The 346-nt window shown below is 39.0% G+C and carries 1 pseudogene; it reads left to right on the forward strand.

Going from position 1 to position 346, the window contains the following annotated elements:
* Positions 1 to 130 precede the first annotated feature (130 nt).
* Positions 131 to 346 (forward strand): annotated as a pseudogene (locus tag H5993_RS09235) (IS110 family transposase); the annotation flags it as partial.

The raw sequence follows: 346 nt of genomic DNA on the forward strand, positions 1-346 counted from the left end.
AAAATGACCTCCGCTATCTTTGCTTTGATATTTTGATTTTCAGGTTGTGGGACTACGAGTTCGAGTATAGGAAATGAATTACAAAGTTTAGATAGAGGAACTTACCTAGCTCTTGAAAGGAAGAATTATTATGACTGATGTAATTGCCCTTGATGTTTCGATGGGCAGGAGTAATGTTGCTTGGTATCAAGACAAAACTTTACGACAAGAAATGGTCTTCAATCATACTAAGACGGGCTTTAATAAGCTATTGAAGATGGTTCGAGCTGCTAATAAACCAACGATTTACTTTGAGGCAACTGGCATCTATTCACGTCCAGTTGCCCGGTTCTGTCGTGATCATCAG

The organism is Limosilactobacillus alvi (assembly GCF_016900115.1).
GTDB lineage: Bacteria > Bacillota > Bacilli > Lactobacillales > Lactobacillaceae > Limosilactobacillus > Limosilactobacillus alvi.